Origin of the sequence: Pseudomonas sp. YeP6b, assembly GCF_025642995.1 — a bacterium.
Lineage (GTDB): Bacteria > Pseudomonadota > Gammaproteobacteria > Pseudomonadales > Pseudomonadaceae > Aquipseudomonas.
Genome location: NZ_CP080090.1, coordinates 4,499,169 through 4,517,633 on the forward strand (window position 1 = coordinate 4,499,169; position 18,465 = coordinate 4,517,633).

The following is an 18,465-nucleotide window of genomic DNA, read 5'->3' on the forward strand; positions in this document are numbered from 1 at the left end:
CGGGTTAGCCGCGCTGGGCCAAGGATGGCCCATCGCGGCGGCCCACGGATTCAAGCCTGCGTGCGGGCATGCCGAGCCTTAGCGAGGCACCGAGTGGTGGGGCAAAGCGTTTTTTGGTTACTTTTTTAGGCGTTTGTAAAAAAGTGACTCGCTGTAAGAGCGAAACCATAAGCCGCCGTTACCGCAGCAACGGATATGTACTCAATCTACCTAAACCCATCACACACAAAAAGTTGCGTAGATACCTATGCCGCGATAACGGCGTGTCAGCTCATGCATTCGGTGACCGGCAGACAGCTATCGCGGGCAAGCCCGCTCCCACATTGGCCAAGGTGCTACCGATACGCTGTAGTTGGAAGAATAAGGGTTGGCTGGGCCTCAGGCCTTCACGTTCTGCCGGATGTTCCAGCCAAACTTCACCGGCCCGCCGTCCTTGCCGCCGTCGGCTTTCTGCGGCTGGTAGCTGACGTCGACGGTGGCGAAGTTCAGGGCGAAGCTGTCTTGCAACACATCGGCGCCGTTTTCAGCACTGCTGCTGTAGGACACCACCATGACTTCCTTCAGGGTGATCACCAGATACTCCACCGGGCTCGCGCCTCCCGCCTTGCGCACCACCAGTTTCGCGTCCGGATAATGCTTGCCGCTGGCGCAGGCCATCATCAGGTTAGGGCTGGATTTATCCAGCGGCTTTGTCAGGTTCAGGTTGGCAATATTGACCTTGCCCGCACCGCCGCCCGTACCGCTGTGCATCGAACCCGACTGCGACATTCCCCAGGCCCAGTGGGTGATATCAATCTCATCGCGATGGGCTTGATCCCTGGATTCGCCCTTGATATCGCCCAATTTTAAAAACATATCGACGGCCATGTTTGCTCCCTGCCTTGGTGTGCGTCGGTAGTGACGCGGGGCGCACTTTTCCTCAGCCGCCACGGCGCACGCAAGACGCCAAAGCATGATAGAGACGCACCCGACGTGAATTGGCGAACCTTCCGACATTCATAGATGCGTGCACATCTTTACGCTCTGGGCTTCCGCAAAAACCAGGAGTTAAGGATGACGGCCTCTGTGTTGAAAGATGGATTCCCCACGGCCCACCGCACTACGCGTCAGCGCATTGAAAGCAGTATTGATCTACGTAAGTTGTTCTTCGCCATTGACGCTGATCCGGCGCTGATTGGTGCGGGCGTGGTGTATATCGACGAAGTGTTTAACGTGGTGGTACTGCGTGAGTTTCAGGCGGTGTGCAGCGTAGTGCCGAAGAAGGTGGTGTTGCGTGAGGCGCCTCGCTACGTCGGGCCTGCGGAGTTCAAGCGGATGTTGGAGCATGAGCCGCGGGAGTCGGAGCTGATGAAGGAGGCGCTGAATACTACGGTGGCGTGTACGGGTGTACTCTTGAGTTGGTTGGTGGTTGCGAGCGGGACTGCGTTGATGCCTTTCACTGGCGGAGCCAGTTCGGTGATTTCATTCATCGGGAAAGCAGCAGTCGTTGCGAGTACCGCTCAATGCATCTCTGGTGTTATACGAACCGGGTCAGAGGCAGCCTTTCCTGAGTTTAATGACTACTTGGATAACGAAACTTGGTATCAGGCTGCGACAGTCGTGCTGGACGGTGTTGCTTTGCTAGGCGTTGCCACATCGGCAATGGTCACAGTGAAAGTAGTCACTACAACCACAAAAGTAACCGGAAAAACGACTCGCCAAGTACTCAAAGGCCTCACCCGGCAAGAACGCAAGAAACTGAACGATGAGTTGCTCAGAATCCGCGATCCGAGCCTAACATTCAAACAGCTGAAGCTTGAAAAAGCTGCTGGAAATCTGCCAAAACGTATAAGTGCTACACAGATACAACAGGCAACCGCCGCCCATATAATGGATGCAGCAGCCGCTTCGCTGAGCCTCACCAGCAGTACAATATCCGGAAACGTCAGAACATTGGCCTTGGGTGTTTACGAGGAAATCAATCAATGAACAACCGGACGGAGAAAAAAAACCACTATTACTCAGCTGCGTTCATTGAAGATCCTTGGCAATTACTCAAGCGCTATATGCCGATAATCTGGGGCGATGCGCTTCTCGGGTGTTTCTCGATCGCCTTGGCGGCGATCCTTGCAATGCTCACTTATCTCTCGACGTACCCCATAGGCTTTGCGACCAAGACATCTTTTTTCGGCGCGGCCGGACTTGGCGCTGTATTTGCCATTGCCAAATACCAAGTGCTGTACGGGCGCATACAGTGGGCCTGGCTAAACGTCGCGATATACCTCATATGCCTGCTGGTATCACTGCCCACCATTGCCTACGGCCCCAACGTCTACCTCTACTCCATGACACTCCTCGGCCCGCTGACCGGCCTACTGATCCTCAACAGCAACCGCTGCCGCGAACTACGCCACAAGATGGTAGAAATCCGCCACAAACGCGAAGCCATCATCACCTCCCTGAAAAACCAGGGCCGCTGGAAATGGTGGTAAGCCCTGGCCCCATTCATGTGCACATCCCACGCGCAGAAACTGAATACCTATCCATTCAGTCAGTGCCCATGGCCCCGCATTTTTGACAAACTGCGGCGCGACGCTGCCGTTGCGCGCAGCCCCGCAAGGACGGAACAATGACCAACATGGACTCGATCATTCGACAGTTTTCTGCCGAAGGGGCAACCCATCTCTATTCCAGCCCGCCGTCGGTATTGACGCCCGCCGACCTCTACCGCGCCAAGGGCGATGGCCATTTCCGAGAGACGATTGCCGGCAGCAATATCTACCTGATCACCGCCAGGCGGCGGGTGCTGATCAACCCTGATGACCTGTACCTGCTCGGTCGATCAGCGCACGGCAGTTTTATCGTGATGGACGAACAGGGCGTGCAGTCGATCCCCTTCCGTTATGACATCCCGCGCATCGGGCATGACGATCAGGATGACATCGAACAGGTGATCGTCGCGCCCAACGGTACGCACCTGACCATCCTCTCGACCTCACGGCAAATGACCACCGCCGCGCATATCGTGGTAGCAAACGCGACCAGTGCCCTGCAAGCGAACCATCGGGACATGAACGTGCTCTATGTCGGCCAGGGCATCGGCAAGGTTCACGCGCGTACGGCGGTGGACCGGCTGTTGAACCACACCACCCTGCAACGCATCCTCGCAGAAACCTCGACCAACAGCCCGGAGCTGGAGGTGTCGATTTTGCTCTACCGGTTCGAGCACGGCAGGACAATGATCAGCAACGGCGGTGACTTCAATGCTGAGCCTGTGGCCAGCGAGCAGGAGGAGTCGGAGCATTTCGAGCGGCTGCGCAGTGTGCGCTTGAATCGCGATGAGGTGATTACGCTGGCGGAAGCCGCCCTGATCAACCACTTCAAGCCGCATTACAACACCCTGCTCAAATCCACGAATTTCGCCGCCAACAATAAGATCAAGCCACTGAAAAAGCTCCTGGCCAAGGGCATTAGCGGGCTGACCGTAGAAATCTGCAGTTCCACGATCAACGCACGCCTGGGCACCTGCGATGCGCTGCCCATGGAGTTGAGCACCTTCATGCCGGCCCACGTCCTTGAGGGCTGCAACCTCGACAATGAGCAAGAAAAGCGGGCGTGGGCCGAAGAACTCAGGGTCATGGCGCACACGCACTACGCCTGTTTCCCCCTCACCACGCCACAGGAGCGCGATACCTTCATGCATGGCATGGTGTGGCTCGGCGAATCGGTGCGCGAGCAGATCTGGCAAGTGCCCGGCAAGGGTGCCTAGGCACCTGCCAACGAATGATGCTCCTGTAGCAAGCGGGCTTGTTGTGTCTGCCGGACTTGTTGTGGCGAGCGGGGCCGCTCGCCACAATAAACCTGCTCACTGCAAAAAATTACGCCGTACGGGCCGCGATCGCTTCGACTTCCACCAACGCCCCCGGCAACGGCAACGCCACCACTTGCAACGCGGTGCGCGCCGGTTTGTTCGGCTGCTCAGACGTGCCGAAGAACTGCGTATAACCGCGCTGCAACCCGGCGAAATCCAGCTTGCCGGCGGTCTCTTCGGCGCCGACCAAAAACACCCGCAACTGCACGATATCGCCCAGGTCCAGGTCTTGCTGTTGAAGGATCTTGCGCAGTTTGTTGAACACCGACACCGTTTGCACTTCGGTATCACCATACGCCGCAGGCGTGCCTGCCGGGGCCTGCGCGTCGGCCAGATCGGGCAAGGTGCCGCTAACGAAAATCAGGCTGGCAGAGGCCGGCACGGTGACGGTTTGCGAGATTGGAAAATCGCCGACGCTGGTACGCTGAATGCTGTCGCTCATGGTGTTGCTCCCTTAAAGGCGGCTATTTATGACGCGGCAAGTGCCGCAATATCTCGTTGTTGAGTCACCCGTTCAGCCAATTGCGCAACCACATGCCGCGCCGAGTTGGCCGCCGATTCCTGCCAGATGCCCACGCCACTTTGCACCAGGCCGTCACCGGCGAAGTACACGCGGCCATGGGCTTGTTCCAACAGGCTGCTGGCGTCAGCCGGGAAGTGTTCGCGTTGCAGCCACGGGCCTTCGCTGTAGGGAATCTGTTCCCAAGACACCGCCAGCGGGTTGCGCAGGTGTTTGGAATAACCCGGATGCAACAGCTCCACGGCCTCCTTGGAGGTGGCGTACTGCTGCTCGAACGCTTGCGCGCCAAACACGTCGGCGCCCTCACCCGTTACGTAACCGGCCACCAGCAAGCCTTCGCGGGTGTTGAGGTCGTTACTTGGATACCAGAGCAATCGCGCCGGGTGCTCGATCCATGACAGACCGCCGTAGGTGCGGTAGTCGGTTTCCCAGAAGCGCGGCGATTGCCATGCCACTTTGGTGGCCTGATCGCTGCGGGTGCTGAGCAACGCAGCCTTGATCGGGTCGCTGAAGTCGGTGTCGAGTTTAGCCAGCAGCGGCAGCGGCAATGTCGAGACCAGATAATCGGCGCGCACCACCTGTTCGCTACCGCTGTGCGTGTCGTGGTAAGTCACCGCCACGCCGTCGTCCGACTGACGGATTTGGCGCACCTGGGCACCCAGTTGCACGTGTTCGTTGACGCGTTGGTAGAAGGCGTCGGTGATGCGGTCCATGCCGCCGACCGGTTGGAACATGGTCGCTGAGAACTCAGGGAACTCAGTGTGCAGCAATGCGCCCCACAGCTCGGGATGCAGCAAGCGATCCAGCGCCAATGGGCTGCGGCTGGCGGGCAATGCACCGGGGTGCGCGGGCGATTCCAGGTGACCGGCGCGCAAGCTGCCTTCATAGGCCAGCTCTTGCGACAGGTCGCCATAGACCTGCAAGAAAGCCAGCAAGCGCGTGCGTTCCTCGCCGCTCAATACGTCATCGAGTGCGTCGCGCTGCACCGCCTTGGCCAACAAGCCGGAGAGGTGTCCACGCGCATCGTTGATCGCCTGGCCGACGGTGAATGCCGGCTGTTGCAGGTCCGGGCGCACCTGGGCGCCATGGCTGCTGTTGACCAGCACTTCCAGCGGCACGCCCAGTTCGCTGCAGTAGTCGAGGATCGTGCGGTGCTGGCTGGGAATACGTGCAGGCCCAGCGTTGAAATACAGGCCCGGATCGAAGGCCACGGTTTGCGTGCGGCCGTCCTTGTAGTCCACACGGTCGCCATTGCGCAGGGTCCAGGTGCGCCCGCCAGCCCGATCCCTTGCTTCCAGCACTTGCACATCAAAACCAGCGCGGGTCAGTTCCAGCGCAGTGACCAGCCCGGCAATCCCCGCGCCTAACACCAGCACACGAGTGCCCTGCCCCAGGCCGGCCTTAAGTTTCAGCGGTTGCGGGCGCCGATGCGACGACGGCCCCAAACCCAATACCGCCAGCGCATCCTTGACTGCCTGCTCACCGCCCACAGCGGCAATGCTCGACAGCGCTTCACGTCGTGTCAGTCCCATGTTCGCCACTCCTAGTCCGGCAGGCCCGGTGGGTTGATCAGCGACTTGTCGACGCGCTCAATATCAAGGCCCCAACGTTGCAGCACCTGTTCGTATTGGCCACCGGCAATCGCGCCTTCCAGGGCGGTGTGGATCGGCTGGACCAAGCCATTGTCTTTGCGCGTGGTCACCGCGATATCGGCCTTCAACGGCCAACCACCATTGACCGTGCCGACGCGCTTGATGCCACCGGTGATCGCCGCCGAGTAGGCGTACACCGAGTTGGGCCCGAACAGCGCATCGCTGCGCCCCGATTGCACCGCCAGTTGCGCGGCGGCCTGGTCGTCGAAGTACTGCAACAGCGCCGGTTTGATGCCGGCCTTTTCATTCGCCTCGTTCCACGCCAGCAGGACCTTTTCCTGGTTGGTGCCGGAGCCGACGATGATCTTTAGCCCGGCAATGTCCGAAGCCTGTTTGATCTCGGTGACTTTGCTGGTGCTCTTCACATAAAACCCGAGCACGTCCTGGCGGTAGGTGGCGAAGTCAAAGCGTTTCTTGCGTGCTTCGGTCACGGTGACGTTGCTGATCACCGCGTCGTACTTGCCTGAGCTGACGCCCAGCGGCCAATCCTCCCAACTGGTCTGCACCACGTTAAGTTGAAGGCCAAGGCTGTCGGCGACCAACTGCGCGGTGTCGGCCTCGCTGCCGATGGTGGTCTTGTCGTCATTGGCCAGCAGCGCCAACGGTGGCCCGGCCACGCCGGACACGGCCACGGTGAACTTGCCCGGCTGGGCGAACTTGAAGCCCGGCGGGATCTGCGCGATGGCCGCTTCGTTGCGCGGTACATGAATGCGCACACGGTCGGGGCTGAGGTCGACCTGTTGCACGGCGAATGCGCTTTGCGCAGTGCTGACAGCAAGCGCCAGCAGGGCCACACGGGCGGTATTGATGAACATGGCGGTCTCTCCTTGAACTAAAGCACCTTGCCGAGAAAGGCCACGGTGCGGGGATGTCGGGGTTGGCGGAAAATCTGTTCGGGCGGGCCTTCTTCGATCAGTTGGCCGTCGCAGAGAAACACCACGTGGTCGGCCACCTCCCGGGCGAAACCGATCTCGTGGGTGACGATCACCAGGGTCACGCCCAGTTGGGTCAGGCCCTTGATCACGTCGAGCACCTCGCCCACCAATTCGGGGTCGAGGGCTGAGGTGGGCTCATCAAACAGCAGCACCTTGGGGTCCAGCGCCAGGGCGCGGGCAATGGCCACGCGCTGTTGCTGGCCACCGGAAAGCTGGCGCGGGTAGGCATCGACCTTGTCCGCCAGGCCGACCTTGGCCAGCAGCTCGGACGCCTTGGCCTGCGCCTCGGCCTTGCTCCAGCGCTTGTGGGCCAATGGCGCCTCGGCGATGTTTTCCCAGGCGGTGAGGTGCGGGAACAGGTTGAAGTTCTGGAACACGAAGCCCACGTCGATGCGCCGTTTGAGGATCTCGCGTTCTTTCAATTCGTAGAGCAGGTCACCCTTGCGCCGGTAGCCGACGTATTCACCGTCGATGGTGATGTGCCCGCTGTCGATCTTCTCCAGGTGGTTGATGGTGCGCAGCAAGGTGGATTTGCCCGAACCGGAGGGCCCGAGAATCACCGTGACCTTGCCCGGGTCGATGGTCAGGTCGATGTCGTTGAGCACCTGCTGGTTGCCAAAGCGCTTGCCCACGCCCTGGATCTGGATGCGCCCGGCGCGTGCGTCACTCATGGGTTTTCTCCTTGAGCCAGCGGCGGATACGTTGCAGCGGCGTCGGCGGCAGCACGCGCGCGGTGCCACGGGCGAAATGACGCTCGACGTAGTACTGGGCGCTGGTCAGCACGGTGGTGATGATCAGGTACCACACGGTCGCCACAATCAGCAGCGGGATCACCGCCTGGGTGCGGTTGTAGATGACCTGCACGGTGTAGAACAGCTCCGGCAAGGCCAGCACGTAGACGATGGACGTGCCCTTGACCAGACCGATGATTTCGTTGAAACCCGAGGGCAAAATCGAGCGCAGCGCCTGGGGCAGGATGATCCGGAAGATGCGTCGCGAGGCCGGCAAACCCAAGGCCGACGCCGCTTCATGCTGGCCGGCATCCACACCGATCAGGCCGCCGCGAATAATCTCCGCCGCGTAGGCCGCTTGCATCAGGCTCAGGCCCAACACCGCCACGGTGAATTGGCTGAGCACATCCACCGTCGACCATTCGGCGAACACCACGCTGGTGAACGGCACGCCGAGCACGATGTGGTCATACAGGTAGGCAAAGTTGTAGAGGATGATCAGCACCAGCAGCGCCGGCATCGAGCGGAAAAACCAGATGTAACCCCAGGCCAACGCCGCCAGCAGCGGCGAGCCCGACAACCGCGCCAGGGCCAGCGCGGTACCGAGGATGATGCTGAACACCGTGCTGAGCAGCGTCAGCAACAGCGTCTGGCCCAGGCCCCGCAGCACCGACGGCGAGAAGAACCACTGGCCGAATACGCCCCACTCCCAACGCGGGTTGGTGGCCAGCGAATGCACGATGGCGAGCAGCACCAGCGCGGCGAAAATCGACCCGGCCCAGCGCCACGGGTGTCGGGCCGGCACCACGTGCAGAGCCTTGATGGGCGTTGCGACGCGGCGCTGGGGAACCGGGCTGACATCTTCGATCAGGTCATAGGTTTTGGCGACAATGGGCATGTTCTATTCCTCGCGGGTAGCGGCCTTAGAAGGCGTAAGTCAGACGGGTGTAGTAGTACCCGCCGGTAAAACCGTAGGGCGAATACGTGCCGTAGCTGGCGAGCATGGTGCGGCTCGGCACGCCTTGTTTCTTGGGGTAAACGTCGAACAGGTTCTTGGCGCCGACGGCGATGTTCAGGTCTTTGGTGAGGTTGTAGCCAAGGTCGAGGTCGGTGATCCACTTGGCGCTGTAGACGCGGTCCAGGCTACGGTCGGCGGAGACGTTGACCTCTTTGTACGAGCCGTAGCGGGTCAAGGCCAGGTTGAGGTTGAAGCGGTCGATGCTCCAGTCGCCGCCCAGGATCAGCTTGGTCTTGGGCTGCACATCGGTGATCAGGCCCCGGGCCTGACGGTCCATCAAATCGTAGGACGTACCGAGGATGTCGGTGGATGCCTTGTAGTTGAGGATCTTGGTCTGGTTCCAGTTGAACGCTGCCGTCCATTTCAACGCGCCGTACTGGCCGATGTCCTGGTTGTAGTTGCTGACCAGGTCCACGCCTTTGGTGCGGGTGTCGGCGCCGTTGATGAAGTACTGGCCGCCAGAGGTGGAGTTGATACCGTTGCTCTGCAGGACCTGGGTGACTTGCGGGCCGAGCAAGGTGCCGGTCAGGGTGATGCGGTCACGCAGGTTGATCACGTAGGCGTCGGCGGTGAAGTTCAAACGGTCGGTGGGCGTCAGGGTGAAACCGAGGCTGAAGTTGGTCGAGCGCTCGGGTTTCAACTCTTGTGCGCCAAGGGCTTTGGCCGCCGCCGAACCCACTGGCAGCACGCCGTAGTTGATCGACTGATACACGCCGTCAACCACGCCATAGGTCGTCGAGCGCGCGCTGAACAGGCTGTTGGCCAGGGACGGCGCACGGAAGCCATTACTGACCGTGGCGCGCACGGCGAACTGCGGAGTGAAATCGTAGCGCGTGGTCAGCTTACCGCTGCGGGTCGCGCCGACGCCTTCGTTGTAATGCTCATAGCGAAACGCGGTGCCGACGTACCAGTCCGGCAAGGGGTTGAAGCCTACATCGACATAGCTGGCGAGGCTGTTGCGCGAGGCGCTGCTTTCTTCATCGGGTGAAATGCCGTTGGTGACCTGGGCCCCGGACGACGCGCAATTGCCCGGCGCCACGCAGTAGCCGCCGTTGGCATAGGACGCGTAGTCACCGGCCTGCACCTCATAAGTGTCGCGCCGATGCTCGAAGCCGTAGGACAGGTCCAGCGGCTTCTGCAGGCCGACATCGAAGCCGCGCTTGAAGTCGAGGTTGGTGGTCAGTTCGGTGGAAATCCAGGTGCCGGAGGTGAAGCTGTTCGGCGTGTACTCGCCCAGCGACGGGTTCTGGTTGTGGGTGGTGCCCTGCTCCGCTTCGTTGCGCCCGTAGGTGGTGGACAGGTCCCAGTCCCACGCGCCGACGGTGCCTTTGCCGCCGAACGCGGCCTGGAAATCGTCCTCGTCGATGTACCAGGTCGGCGTGTACCCGGCCGGGTAGCCATTCGGCCCGGTGGTGATGGTGTTGGTGATGGTCGGCAAGCGGAAATTCTGCCCCTGCTCGGCCTTGCGCCGCGAGTAGGTGGTGAAGGAATACAGGCTCAAGCTGTCATCAATCGGCAGCTCGGCGTTGTAGCCCAGGGTCAGCAGGTTGGTCTTGGGCGTGCCGTAGCCGCCATAGGTGGATTTGCCTGCCAGGCCGTAGGCTTGTTCATAGGTGTAGCCGTTGGCGCTGGCCTTGTTGTCGTCGTTCTGGCTGCGCGCATCCAGGGCCAACTGCACAATGCCGCCGTTGCCGATTTCAAAACCCTTGTTGAGACTTTGCTGCACGGTCTGCTTCTTGCCGTCGTAGCCTTGGCCGACGTTGGTCACCGAGGTGCCGCTGGTGTCGGCCTTGAGGATCACGTTAATCACCCCAGCGATGGCATCCGAGCCGTATTGAGCGGCGGCGCCGTCGCGCAGTACTTCTACATGGTCGATGGCGCTGATCGGGATCAAGTCGAGGTCAGCGGGGGCCGCGCCGGTGTTGATGCCGTTGATGTTCAAGGTGGCGCTGGTGTGGCGGCGCTTGCCGTTGACCAGCACCAGCACTTCGGCGGCACTCAGGCCACGCAGGTTGGGAGCACGGGCAATGCCGCTGGCGTCCCAACCGGTTTTTTCCGGCAGGGTCAGCGACGGGATCACCGCGCTCAGGGCTTCCATCAAACCGGGCTTGCCGGTGCTTTGCAGTTGCTTGGCGCTGACCACATCGATTGGCACCGGGCTGCTGGTGACGGTGCGCTGCTCGGCGCCCCGGTTGCCGGTGACCACCACGGTGGACAGGGTGCTGTCGTCCTGAGCCTGGGCCGTGCTTGCCAGCAGGGCCAGCGCCAGTGCGGTGGTGGGGTGTAAAACGTGTTTCATGGCCACTCCATACTTTCCAGATCGCGAAGTCGGGCAGTCGCGCGATCGTGCGCGGTGCTCGGTTTTTTCCAGGGTGTGTCGGCGATTGGAAACTAGGTGTGGGGCAAGCGAGAGGTTTGAATTGGCAACATACGTTGAACTCCTTCCAACGATTCTGCCGCGGGGTCATTGCCCGGTTATGGCGCGCAGAATCTGAATCACGCTGGGTACCATCCGAGGTCAGGGGTAGGCTGTTGCGATCAAACATAACGGAATGGATTTTAAAAATATAATGCTATTTGGGCATAAGATAATATTCTCTACTTTCATTATTTATTAATATTTTTATTCAAATAAATAATGTCTTGATCGTTCCCACGCTCTGCGTGGGGGTGCCTCCTGTGACGCTGCGCGTCACCCTTGCGCACCACTTAAACCGTGCGCCAAAAGCAGGATGCGGAGCGTCCAGGGCGGCGTTCCCACGCAGAGCGTGGGAACGATCGTCACACCTGATCGACCCATTCGGCAGGAACAGCCTGTTCCAATATCACTCTAGTCATGACACTGGTCGGTGCTTTTTTCTCAAACCGCGCTAGAACTTCTGCCCACATCGCTTTCGTCACCTTGACTGGAGTTTTGGGGCATTTTATCAAAGACCTTGAAAGGGCTGGCTGCAAGAGCGGAACCATAGGCCGCCGTTACCGCAGCAACGGATATGTACTCGAGCTACCGCCATCGCAGGCAAGCCAGCGCCCACATTTTCTACCGCGTTCCTTCACTTCATTTTGCCGGCCGCAGCAGCTGCATCTGCTGCCGATAATCATCCGTCACCTGCCGCGCCTGGCTGCTGCTGGTAATCACCCTGGGCGTAATCAACACAATCAACTCCGTCCGATCCTTGGACTTGCTGGTATTACCAAACAACCACCGCAACCCAGGAATCTTGCCCAAATACGGCACGGCGCTGACACTTTCAGCGTTGTCCTGCTTGATCAACCCCCCCAACAACACCGTCTGCCCACTCTGCACCGCCACCTGCGTCGACACCGACCGCGTCGAAATACGCGGATTCACCGGCGTATCACTCGTACCACTCTGACTCTCAGCATCACTGACCTGCTGCTGAATATCCATATACACCAACCCCCCCGGATTGATGCGCGGCACCACATCCAGAATCACCCCAGTCTGCACATACTCAACACTGCTCAACGTGGAATCGGCGTTGCCGGTATTCACCGTGGTCTGGCTGATGGGAATGTTATCCCCCACCTGAATCTGCGCCGGCTGGTTATTCATCACCACCAACGACGGCGCCGACAGCACCTGCGTACGCCCATTAGTCTCCAACGCATGCAACGCCACCTGCAAATTGGCACTGACAAACGAATAGAACAACGAATCCGACGCCCCCAACCCCGCCCCGCCACCGCCCAACGCGCCTTGGCTGCCGGACGCATTCGCCACCGTCTTACTCGAGGAATTCCCCGCCAGCCGCCCCAAATACCACTGCACCCCAAGGTCCAGCTCCCCGGTCAACTTGACCTCAAGAATGCGCGTCTCGATCTGCACCTGAAGGGGCGGATTATCGAGACGTTTGATCGCCGCCTCGATCTCTTTCCATTGCGCCGCACGCGTGCGCACCAGCAGTTGGTTACTGCTTTTCTGCGCAGTAATACGCGTACCGGCCTCAAGGCTTTTATCCGGCGCAGGCTCGGCGACTTCAGGCGTTTGCTCAGGTTCTTCGGCAGGCGCCGGCGTGTTCTGCATACCAGCAGCGTTACTGTTGAGCGATGACAAGGTGGTGGTGCGCAACCCCGGCGCAACCTTGGCCGGGGTGTCGTCCTTGATCGCGTCATTGCCGTAGATCTGCCGCAGGTACTTGGCCAGGTCCGAGGCCTTCATGTTGCGTACGTCGTACACATACATCTGCGGTTCATTACCGCCGCCTTCGTCGATGGTGCGGATCCAGTCACCCACCTCGCTGAGGTACTGCGGCTGCGAAGAAATCGCCACCACCGAGTTGGTCCGTTCGATGGGCAGAAAGCGCAACATCCCCGCCAACGGCATGCCGCTGTCCGGGCCAAACATGGCTTGCAGCTCGGGCATCAACTCGGCCACCGACGCGCGTTGCAGGCCGAACACCCCCACGGACATGCCCTTGAGCCAGTCCACATCAAAGGTGTCGATGGTCTCCTGATAGTTGGCCAGCTCCTCTGGGGTGCCAGCCAAGCTGAGGAGATTGCGCGCCGGGTCCACCAGCAAAAAGGCATTCTCGCGGGCGAACGGCTTGAGCAGTTTTTGCATTTCGGTGGCGGAGATATACCGCAGTGGGAACAAGCGCGCAGAGAGGCCGCTGGACGGCGCAGCCACATGCATCTGCGGCACCAGCTTGCCCGCCACAGCCTGGTCGGCGGGCAGGATCACATAGCGCTGGCCCTGGCGGATCATCGCGTTGTCGGTCCAGGACAACAGGGTTTCCAGAATCGACAGCGCCTGCTGCTTATCCACCGGTTTGGAGGTGGAAAAGCTGACGTTGCCTTTCACGCCCTGGGCGATGCTGTAGTTCTCGTGCAGCAGGTCGCCCATCACGCTGTTGATCACCGCTTCGATTGGCTGGTCGGCGAAGTTGAACACGATGTCGCCGCCCTGCTCCTTCGCGCTCGGTGTTGCGCCGGGCGGGCGCACGAACTGCTGGTTGCCACGGATCACCTGGCGCTGCGGCGCTGACTTGACCGCAGGCTGGGGGCTTTCGGGCGCAGGTGCCTCACTCGGCGGGCGTTGCGAACCGGTGCCCTGCATGGCTTCGCGCAGCAGATCTTCGTCCGGGTCGAGGCGGTCGGGCAAGGCGCCACAGCCGCCCAGTGCAAGGGCGGTGGCCAGGCAAAATGTTGAGGTGCGCATGTCGATCAAGGGAAGGGCTCGCGGGGAAGAGTAATCGGGGGCCGGGTGGACGGCGGTGGCAGGCGCTTGGCGTAGAGGTTCAAGGTGTGTGTGCGGCCATCCAGGGCAAAACGGGCGTATTGCGGCGTCAGGTGTTCCAGGCGCCAGCCGTTGGGCAGCGTCTGGCCCAGGCGCACCGTCAGCGGGCGGCCATCGGCCTGTTTGAGCATCGCCATTTGCAGGTTGTCGGTGATCATGATGCCGCTGAGGGTCAGGTTGGCCAGGCTCGAAACCCGCGCCTTGCCGACCACGCTATCGGGGCTGCGATCAGGGCTGAACAGCGGCGCCTGCCAGGTGGCGGCGAGGCTATCCAGCGCCACGTTCGGCGCCACTTGCACACTGGCCGAAGGATGCGCGCGGGCGGCCGGTTCGGGCAGCCACTGCGGTTCATCACCGATGCTGCTGAGGATGACCGCCATCAACACGCCGAGTAACCCGGCCAGGCCGAGCAGGCCCCATTCCAAGGGGCGCAACGCGCCGATCATCGCGCCACCTGCGGTTGCAGATAGCCGCGCACCAGCAGGTGCACCAGCAGTTTTCCCGCACCACCCGAGGCCGGCGCCTGCTGGCCACGGCGGATGCGCAGTTCGTCCACAAACAGAAACGGCGGCTGGTACTCCAGCTCATGCAGCACCGCTTCCAGCGGCTCAATCGCGCAGTTGAGCGTGAGGCTGACCTTGACCTGGCGATACGGCTCGCCTTCATCCTGCTCCGGGGTGATCGGCTTACGTTGGGTCAGGCTGCAGCCGCCACCGAGCGTGGCGTGGCTGTTGATCAGGTCGGCGAGGCGCTGCATCAGGTCGGCGGCCACCACGTCGGGGTCATCCCCCGGCAACAAGCTGGTGCTACTGGCCGGGTCCTGGCGGGCCTGTTGCAGTTGCTGGCGCAGCGCATCGCCTTGGCGAACCACGCCGGCGTAGCGTTGCTGCTGCTCGCGCAATTGCTCGGCCTGTTCGCCCATGTCACGCAGGGGCCCGGCGAACCAGCTGTCGATCAACAGCCAGTAGGCCGCGCCAACGACCACGGCCAGCAACAGTAAGGCCGCGCCGCGACGTTCACGGGGTGTGAGGGGTCGGCGCATCGGCGGCCTCCTGGCGTAGGTGGGCACGCAAGGCGAACTGGTCTTTGCCGGTGCGCGCGTCGGGTTGAATCACCCCTTCGAACTGGGCGTTTTCCAGGCTGTGGCAGCCCTTGATGCGGGTGATCAGCGCGCTGGCCTTGGCACTTTGCCCGGAGAAGGAAATCTCGCCGTCCTTGACGTCCAACTGGTCGAGCCAGGTGTCGGCGGGCAGGCAGGTGGTGAGGTCATTGAGCAACGCGGCCAAGGGCGGCTGCGCCAGTTTGCGCCGGGTCAGGTATTGCGCCGCGCCGCGGGTGTTGAGCAGTTGTTGGCGCAAGGCGTGCACCTCGGCGACCTGGGCTTTTTGCTGCTGTACGCTGGCGTGCATGGCGTCGAGCACGCGCTGGCGGTCGTTGAGCCACAGCAGCATCGCCGCGATCAACAAGGCACCGCACAGCCACGGCAGGCTGCGTTGCAGGCCTTTGCCGGTGGGCCGTTGGCGCGGGCGCAGCGGCGCCGGGAGCAAGTCGATGCCCAGGTGGTTCACATCCACCCGATGAGGGTGCACGCCGAGGGCGGCGCAGTCGCTGAGGATCTGGTCCAGTTGTTCGCGCAGGATCGCCACCAGCGTGACCTGCAGATGCGTGGCGGTGCGTTGCTCCTGGCGCGCGACGAAGTACAGCTGGTCAGCCTCGAAGGGGGTGTAGCGATCCAGCTCGTAACCGACCACGGCGGTCAGGTTGCGCGCAGCGGCCAGCGGCAGTTGCACGGTTTGCAACAGCACGGCGTCGGGCGCGAGCATCAGCACCTGGCGCGTGCTGCCGGGTACGGCAGGTTCGCTCAAGGGTCAGTGGTAGATCTGCTCTGGCGGCTCGTGCAGCGCCAGCCAATTCGGCACACAGGCGCGCAGTTCCGCGAGCCACAGGCGCCAGCCTTGTTGCAGCTGGCTGCCGCGCCAGTGCCGGGCGATGGGTTCCAGTCGATTCATTCTTGCCAACGCAGCACCCGGTAGGGTTGCGCGCTGTCCTCCGAGGGGCTCAATAAAACGGTGATTTGCAGGCGTGCCTGATAGCCGCCGGGGCGCTGTGCGCGGCTGTCGACCATCAGCACAACACCTGGGTCAGCGCCTTCAGCGTTCTGGTGCGGCAGGTTCAGCGCCTTGCGCATCAGCGGGCTGGCGAAGGCCGGATCGGGGCGATCCAGGTCACTCCACAAGGTGATTTCCGGCAGCAATTGGCTGTACAGCGTTTGCGTCATGCCGGGCAGTTGGCGCACTTCTTCAAGCACCCGAAACGGCGGCAAGCCCTGCTTGCGGCGCGCCTCGAGGGCCTTGAGCAGTTGGCCGGCCTGGGCCTGGGTAGCGCCGCAGGCCAGGGCCAGGCGCATGAAGTCATCCGCCTCGGCGTTGATCAGGTACAGCTTGCCGCGCTCGCTGCGCAGGCTGACGTGCAACTGGGCGTCGTCGAAGGTCAGCGGGATGTCACGGCCGTCGGCGATCCAGTGCCGATCCGCCATGGCCAGGGCGATACCGGCCTCGGCAGCCAGCAGGGTCTGGGTGTGCTGGCGCAGCCACAGGGCCTGGCGGCTTTCCAGCTGCACCCAACCGGCCAGGCCGCCAAGCAACACACTGAGCAAGGCCAGCGCCCACAGCACCAGCAACAGCGCCGCGCCGCGTTGGCGCTTCATTCTTCGAGCGCTCCGCTGGAAAGGTTCAGGCGCAGGGCAATCACCTGGGTGACCCACGGCAGCGGGCCGTCGAGGCTGGCGGCGATGCGCACCGCTGCTGGCAATCGCCTGGGCCATGGCCATTCACTAATCCATCCTGTGGCTTGGCCCAGCGGCGATACGCCGCGATAACTGAACTGTAAACCCGCGACGTTTTTCAGCAGCACTTGCGGCTCACTGCGGGCGATGTTGGTGTGGGATTCCAGCTGAGAAAACGCCACCTGCAATTGCTGCTCGCGCTGTTGCAAGGTGAACCGCTGAATCCCGCCACCGAGCACACCCGGCAAGGTCGCCACGAACTGCAAGCGCTCGGGTGTACCAAGAAAAAAACCGTCCGTTTGGCTGTCGTCCTCGGTGACATCCAACGGCAGCGCCTCGCTGATCGCCGTGCGCAAAAACTGCTGGGCGGCGCGCATCTCATCCAGGCTGGTGGTGTAGCGCTGGGCCTTGGCCACCGCGCGATTGGCGCCCAGCAACGCGCCGCCCACCAGCATCAGCAACACCGACAGCAAGCTCAATACCACGAGGATTTCCAGCAAGGTGAAGCCCTGCTCGCGGCGCTTCACAGGCGGGCCTTCAAGGTACTGAAACGAGCGTGGTGCGGCCCTTCGCTGACAATCAGGTCGAGGCGAAATACACGGGGCTGTTGGCGGGTGCAGGTCAGTTGCCAGTGGATGCCATCCAGATTGCCCTGGCTGACACCCTCGGCGAGCGGCCCCGCCGCCTCCTGATCGAGCACAGTCAGCGCCGCGTGGGTGAGGCGGTCGCTATGGGCGACTTGCGCCAGCGAACGTGCGCTTTGGCCGAAAGCCACCAGCAACACCGTGCTGCCCACCGCCATCAGCGTCAGCGCGGCGAGCATTTCAAGCAAGGTGAAGCCCGTTTGGTATTTCATGGCAGCGCCTTGGACTGCACGCTGCCGGTCAGCCAACCAACGTCAATGCGCCAACGCCGAGTGCCATTGGCTAACAGCAGATGGCCGCCGGTGGAACTGCCGTCGGGGTAAAACTCGAAGGCGGAGCCGGCCTGTTCGGCGCTGTGCAAGGTCATGCTCAGCTCAGACGGCCAGCGTTGCAGCGCGCGGCCCGGCGCCTGGAACGTCATCTGTTGCAGATCAAACTCGGTGCGCGCCGCCGCGCCGCTGACCACCGCCAAGGCCCGCGTGGTGCGCAGCGCGTCGACCATCTGCCCGACCGCGCGGCGCTCTTTGGCCACCTGCAAACCCTGGCGCACACCCAGCCCCAACAACCCGGCGGCGAGGCCGATCAACAGGATCACCACCAGCATCTCCAGCAGGGTAAAGCCGCGCTGGGTCATGGCGAGGTTATTCCCAATTGCCCAGGTCGGCGCTGTAGCCATCGCCGCCCGGCTGGCCGTCCTGGCCGAAGAAGATCAGGTCGAAGGCGCCGTGTTCACCGGGGTAGCGATAGCCGAAGGCATGGCCGAACGGGTCCTTGAGTTCGGAAGGCTTGGCGTAGGGCCCGGCCCAGCTGGAAGCATTGGCGGGCTTGTCCACCAGCTGTTGCAGGCTGTTGGGCGGTGCGCCGACGTCCAGTGCATAGCTGTCGACTTTCATGCTCAAGCCGGCCAGTTGCGCCTTGCCCGCGCCGTACTTACCCTTGTCCACATTGCCGCCGACCTGGCGCACCACGATGGTTGCGACAATGCCCAGCAGCACGATCACCGCGAGCATTTCCAGCAAGGTAAAACCGCGTTGGCGGCGTGCTGATCTGGGCTGAAGGTGTCTCATCGG

Annotated in this window: 18 protein-coding genes and 1 pseudogene; 3 read left to right on the forward strand and 16 right to left on the reverse strand. The window is 61.9% G+C overall.

The window, feature by feature from the left end; translation table 11 throughout:
- Positions 1–378: 378 nt before the first annotated feature.
- Positions 379–867 carry an Hcp family type VI secretion system effector gene (locus KZH41_RS20125; protein WP_242150975.1) on the reverse strand — a complete coding sequence of 163 codons (489 nt, stop codon included), beginning with the start codon at positions 865–867 and terminating at the stop codon, positions 379–381.
- Between the two features lie 186 nt (positions 868–1,053).
- Here KZH41_RS20125 and KZH41_RS20130 point away from each other — a divergent pair, with 186 nt between their 5' ends.
- From KZH41_RS20130 to KZH41_RS20140, 3 genes are all read left to right on the forward strand, one after another.
- Complete coding sequence (locus KZH41_RS20130) at positions 1,054–1,968, forward strand: NAD synthetase (protein ID WP_263273575.1); 915 nt, start codon at positions 1,054–1,056, stop codon at positions 1,966–1,968.
- Positions 1,965–2,471 (forward strand): hypothetical protein, encoded by a 507-nt coding sequence (locus KZH41_RS20135; protein ID WP_242150980.1) that lies wholly within the window; start codon positions 1,965–1,967, stop codon positions 2,469–2,471. The genes KZH41_RS20130 and KZH41_RS20135 overlap by 4 nt, the downstream gene beginning before the upstream one ends.
- Positions 2,472–2,608: 137 nt before the next feature.
- Positions 2,609–3,748, forward strand: a complete 1,140-nt coding sequence (locus KZH41_RS20140; RefSeq protein ID WP_242150983.1) for a hypothetical protein — start codon at positions 2,609–2,611, stop codon at positions 3,746–3,748.
- A 109-nt stretch (positions 3,749–3,857) separates the two neighbouring features.
- On the opposite strand, the gene KZH41_RS20145 is transcribed toward KZH41_RS20140, so the two are convergent.
- From KZH41_RS20145 to gspG, 15 genes and pseudogenes are all read right to left on the reverse strand, one after another.
- Positions 3,858–4,292: a RidA family protein gene (locus KZH41_RS20145; protein WP_263273576.1), complete on the reverse strand. Its 435-nt coding sequence runs from the start codon at positions 4,290–4,292 to the stop codon at positions 3,858–3,860.
- Positions 4,293–4,318: 26 nt separating this feature from the next.
- Entirely contained in the window at positions 4,319–5,902 is a 1,584-nt protein-coding gene (locus tag KZH41_RS20150) for a flavin monoamine oxidase family protein (RefSeq protein ID WP_263273577.1), read from the reverse strand.
- An 11-nt stretch (positions 5,903–5,913) separates the two neighbouring features.
- The gene (locus KZH41_RS20155) at positions 5,914–6,837 is read right to left on the reverse strand and encodes an ABC transporter substrate-binding protein (RefSeq protein WP_242150991.1); all 924 of its coding nucleotides are present in this window, start codon (positions 6,835–6,837) and stop codon (positions 5,914–5,916) included.
- A 17-nt stretch (positions 6,838–6,854) separates the two neighbouring features.
- Entirely contained in the window at positions 6,855–7,628 is a 774-nt protein-coding gene (locus tag KZH41_RS20160; RefSeq protein WP_242150994.1) for an amino acid ABC transporter ATP-binding protein, read from the reverse strand.
- The gene (locus KZH41_RS20165; protein ID WP_242150997.1) at positions 7,621–8,586 is read right to left on the reverse strand and encodes an amino acid ABC transporter permease; all 966 of its coding nucleotides are present in this window, start codon (positions 8,584–8,586) and stop codon (positions 7,621–7,623) included. The genes KZH41_RS20160 and KZH41_RS20165 overlap by 8 nt, the downstream gene beginning before the upstream one ends.
- Positions 8,587–8,611: 25 nt before the next feature.
- On the reverse strand, positions 8,612–11,005 hold the full coding sequence (locus tag KZH41_RS20170; RefSeq protein WP_242150999.1) for a TonB-dependent receptor plug domain-containing protein: 2,394 nt from the start codon (positions 11,003–11,005) through the stop codon (positions 8,612–8,614).
- A gap of 759 nt (positions 11,006–11,764) precedes the next feature.
- Complete coding sequence (gspD, locus tag KZH41_RS20175) at positions 11,765–13,888, reverse strand: type II secretion system secretin GspD (RefSeq protein WP_263273578.1); 2,124 nt, start codon at positions 13,886–13,888, stop codon at positions 11,765–11,767.
- A 5-nt stretch (positions 13,889–13,893) separates the two neighbouring features.
- Positions 13,894–14,412 carry a general secretion pathway protein GspN gene (locus tag KZH41_RS20180; protein ID WP_242151004.1) on the reverse strand — a complete coding sequence of 173 codons (519 nt, stop codon included), beginning with the start codon at positions 14,410–14,412 and terminating at the stop codon, positions 13,894–13,896.
- Positions 14,409–15,008, reverse strand: a complete 600-nt coding sequence (gene gspM / locus KZH41_RS20185; protein WP_242151007.1) for a type II secretion system protein GspM — start codon at positions 15,006–15,008, stop codon at positions 14,409–14,411. Before gspM ends, KZH41_RS20180 begins: the two co-directional genes overlap by 4 nt.
- A pseudogene (locus KZH41_RS20190) lies at positions 14,983–15,975 on the reverse strand (type II secretion system protein GspL). The gene gspM and the pseudogene KZH41_RS20190 overlap by 26 nt, the downstream one beginning before the upstream one ends.
- Positions 15,972–16,673 carry a general secretion pathway protein GspK gene (locus tag KZH41_RS20195; protein ID WP_242151013.1) on the reverse strand — a complete coding sequence of 234 codons (702 nt, stop codon included), beginning with the start codon at positions 16,671–16,673 and terminating at the stop codon, positions 15,972–15,974. Before KZH41_RS20195 ends, KZH41_RS20190 begins: the two are co-directional and overlap by 4 nt.
- Positions 16,670–17,278 carry a prepilin-type N-terminal cleavage/methylation domain-containing protein gene (locus tag KZH41_RS20200; protein WP_242151015.1) on the reverse strand — a complete coding sequence of 203 codons (609 nt, stop codon included), beginning with the start codon at positions 17,276–17,278 and terminating at the stop codon, positions 16,670–16,672. Before KZH41_RS20200 ends, KZH41_RS20195 begins: the two co-directional genes overlap by 4 nt.
- A complete protein-coding gene (locus tag KZH41_RS20205) occupies positions 17,275–17,607 on the reverse strand; it encodes a prepilin-type N-terminal cleavage/methylation domain-containing protein (RefSeq protein WP_263273579.1) in 333 nt (110 codons plus the stop codon). Before KZH41_RS20205 ends, KZH41_RS20200 begins: the two co-directional genes overlap by 4 nt.
- Positions 17,604–18,029: a prepilin-type N-terminal cleavage/methylation domain-containing protein gene (locus tag KZH41_RS20210; protein WP_242156085.1), complete on the reverse strand. Its 426-nt coding sequence runs from the start codon at positions 18,027–18,029 to the stop codon at positions 17,604–17,606. Before KZH41_RS20210 ends, KZH41_RS20205 begins: the two co-directional genes overlap by 4 nt.
- Before the next feature lie 7 nt (positions 18,030–18,036).
- Positions 18,037–18,462, reverse strand: coding sequence for a type II secretion system major pseudopilin GspG (gene gspG / locus KZH41_RS20215; RefSeq protein ID WP_242151020.1), 426 nt, complete (start codon positions 18,460–18,462; stop codon positions 18,037–18,039).
- Positions 18,463–18,465 lie beyond the last annotated feature (3 nt).

Bases quoted from the DNA above. Each gene is read 5' to 3' on its own strand.
- KZH41_RS20125 (WP_242150975.1), bottom strand. From the start codon at position 867: ATGGCCGTCGATATGTTTTTAAAATTGGGCGATATCAAGGGCGAATCC.
- KZH41_RS20130 (WP_263273575.1), top strand. From the start codon at position 1,054: ATGACGGCCTCTGTGTTGAAAGATGGATTCCCCACGGCCCACCGCACT.
- KZH41_RS20135 (WP_242150980.1), top strand. From the start codon at position 1,965: ATGAACAACCGGACGGAGAAAAAAAACCACTATTACTCAGCTGCGTTC.
- KZH41_RS20140 (WP_242150983.1), top strand. From the start codon at position 2,609: ATGACCAACATGGACTCGATCATTCGACAGTTTTCTGCCGAAGGGGCA.
- KZH41_RS20145 (WP_263273576.1), bottom strand. From the start codon at position 4,292: ATGAGCGACAGCATTCAGCGTACCAGCGTCGGCGATTTTCCAATCTCG.
- KZH41_RS20150 (WP_263273577.1), bottom strand. From the start codon at position 5,902: ATGGGACTGACACGACGTGAAGCGCTGTCGAGCATTGCCGCTGTGGGC.
- KZH41_RS20155 (WP_242150991.1), bottom strand. From the start codon at position 6,837: ATGTTCATCAATACCGCCCGTGTGGCCCTGCTGGCGCTTGCTGTCAGC.
- KZH41_RS20160 (WP_242150994.1), bottom strand. From the start codon at position 7,628: ATGAGTGACGCACGCGCCGGGCGCATCCAGATCCAGGGCGTGGGCAAG.
- KZH41_RS20165 (WP_242150997.1), bottom strand. From the start codon at position 8,586: ATGCCCATTGTCGCCAAAACCTATGACCTGATCGAAGATGTCAGCCCG.
- KZH41_RS20170 (WP_242150999.1), bottom strand. From the start codon at position 11,005: ATGAAACACGTTTTACACCCCACCACCGCACTGGCGCTGGCCCTGCTG.
- gspD (WP_263273578.1), bottom strand. From the start codon at position 13,888: ATGCGCACCTCAACATTTTGCCTGGCCACCGCCCTTGCACTGGGCGGC.
- KZH41_RS20180 (WP_242151004.1), bottom strand. From the start codon at position 14,412: ATGATCGGCGCGTTGCGCCCCTTGGAATGGGGCCTGCTCGGCCTGGCC.
- gspM (WP_242151007.1), bottom strand. From the start codon at position 15,008: ATGCGCCGACCCCTCACACCCCGTGAACGTCGCGGCGCGGCCTTACTG.
- KZH41_RS20195 (WP_242151013.1), bottom strand. From the start codon at position 16,673: ATGAAGCGCCAACGCGGCGCGGCGCTGTTGCTGGTGCTGTGGGCGCTG.
- KZH41_RS20205 (WP_263273579.1), bottom strand. From the start codon at position 17,607: ATGAAATACCAAACGGGCTTCACCTTGCTTGAAATGCTCGCCGCGCTG.
- KZH41_RS20210 (WP_242156085.1), bottom strand. From the start codon at position 18,029: ATGACCCAGCGCGGCTTTACCCTGCTGGAGATGCTGGTGGTGATCCTG.
- gspG (WP_242151020.1), bottom strand. From the start codon at position 18,462: ATGAGACACCTTCAGCCCAGATCAGCACGCCGCCAACGCGGTTTTACC.